1 protein-coding gene and 1 pseudogene are annotated in these 2,049 nt (G+C 45.8%); one reads left to right on the top strand and one right to left on the bottom strand.

Annotated features, from left to right (window positions below; genetic code table 11):
* Positions 1-304 precede the first annotated feature (304 nt).
* Positions 305-721 (bottom strand): hypothetical protein, encoded by a 417-nt coding sequence (locus tag H6F50_RS07555; RefSeq protein ID WP_199292041.1) that lies wholly within the window; start codon positions 719-721, stop codon positions 305-307.
* A 162-nt stretch (positions 722-883) separates the two neighbouring features.
* Here H6F50_RS07555 and H6F50_RS07560 point away from each other — a divergent pair.
* Positions 884-2,049: pseudogene (locus H6F50_RS07560) on the top strand (hypothetical protein); the annotation flags it as partial.

Genomic DNA, 2,049 nt, shown 5'->3' on the forward strand with positions numbered 1-2,049 from the left:
TCAAAGGATATTGACTTGTCTAGCTCTACCATGCGGTACTTTGTCCTTCTATCATTTTTCTTTATCTTTCGCAATCGTAGCACTTAGGTACTGGTGGTGCCTTTAGTGTAGATGACGGCATTCCGGAGACGAGGACGGACAGAGGAGTAAGGGCGCAGAGGATCGACGATAACAACTGACGGCTGATAAATTAGCGCAAAGAGCGGTACATCTTTAGGACGTCTCCTACTCGTCCCTGAGATAGTCCATCAAATAAATGTGCAGCGCTCAGAATCCGCCCGATTCTCTCAAATATTAAAGATTGTCACAATCGGATAGAAGGCGTGTTAATTGCCAAGACAAAATTGAACATCATCGCCGTGTAACCCTTAACGGCAGCTATTTCTAGCATTGATCTCATCAACCTACTCATGCCTTGACCCCGCTCAAGCAGGTTGTACAATAAATCCAGCATTGCAGATGTAGCTGCACCGTCCGGGAAAGTTGGGCTTGAGATAGTAAAGCTCCCAAGATTTTCATCGGCGTTGGTGGATTTAGTGTGGTTGTCGGTGGCAACAAAAGCATCGTGGGTCATCCAGTAGGCAGCAAATTCTACTTTGGATAGAGGTTTACTTTTGCGATAAGTTTGACCCTCAATAATAATCAGATTCAGTAATTCTCTGACTGCATCTTGCTCAGAAGGAAACATCTGGTCGAGTTCGGCTTTAATCCCATTTGGCAAGGTCGTTAAAAAAGTAAATAAATTTTAATTTTTAAGTAAAACTTGTAAAAAGTGATGCCTTTAATTTAGCTAAGGAAAAAGCATCGAATTATCTAATTGCTAATTTCTGCTCTAATAAACGTTAATAAATTGAGTTAATTCTCACAAAAAAAGCTTTTAAATATGGCAATTTTACACGGTAGTTGGCTCGTTCAACCTCAGGGTGGTTATCTATTTGTTTGGGGAGAAATTTGGCGACCCATGACGCCTGCGATGTCTTCTCAACCCGATACAGTGGCATCCCATCCGATGGCGATGACGCAGGCAGAATTCATGGATTTTTTGCGATCGCGTGGTGTCTTTGAAGAATCCCTCAGCCTTTTAAAAAGTCGCGCGAACGAGAAATGGCACAAGAAAGCGATCGCTTTGCCCACCCAAATAGAGGCAGGAGATCCAGTTTGCCCACTGCTATCCACCAAAATGCTTTCAGACGGTGCGGATGCTTCAACCTTATCCTTACACCTCTGGCAAGTTGAAGGGCTGTGTCTCGATCCTCTGGAAGCCATACAATTTTTGCAAGCGTTGCCCCTTGGCTCTTTTCAAGCATCTGATACTTATGTCGGGGGAGATTTACGCTTTTGGGCACAGGTTAGCCGCTGGATTTTGGATCTTCTGGTGCGATCTAAGTTTTTACCAACCCTGCATCGGCAGTCAGATGGTACTGTTGTCGCCGCTTGGCAACCTCTACTCGATAGTGGGTTAGATCAAGCGCGTTTAGAAAAGTTTACCCAGCTCATGCCCTCTGCCTGCCGCACTTATCAACATTTAGAGGTTAGTGGTAAAGACAAACCTAACGAACAACTGGAACCGGACGAACCCAAGGAATTACTTCTGGGATTCTTAGGCAGTGCGATCGACGCACAAGTGCGTTCGAGTGCTGGGAATTCTGCCTTACCCGCAGTAGAACCGATAGTGCAGGAGTGGTTGCAAGCCCTTTCTACCGCATCCAATACCCTCAAAACAGAACCGGCGGCAATTGGACGCTTGGAAGCAGCCTTTCAGACTTGGACATCGCCAGTACGAGATCATTTACTCGCCCCGGTGTTCGCTAGCGGGGAATTGAGAACCCGCCAATACCAACAAAACCGATTTCGCACCTGTTTCCTTCTCCAACCACCTGATACAGGTGATGAGAATTGGAGTTTAGAATACTTTCTCCAGGCAACGGGCGACCCAGAATTTTTGGTGAATGCAGAAACTATCTGGAACCATCCCTTAGAGCGTTTGGTCTTCAAAGGTCGCACGATTGAGCATCATCAGGAGACTTTTCTAAGCGGCTTAGGTCTGGC

The organism is Coleofasciculus sp. FACHB-712 (assembly GCF_014695635.1).
Lineage (GTDB): Bacteria > Cyanobacteriota > Cyanobacteriia > Cyanobacteriales > FACHB-T130 > FACHB-T130.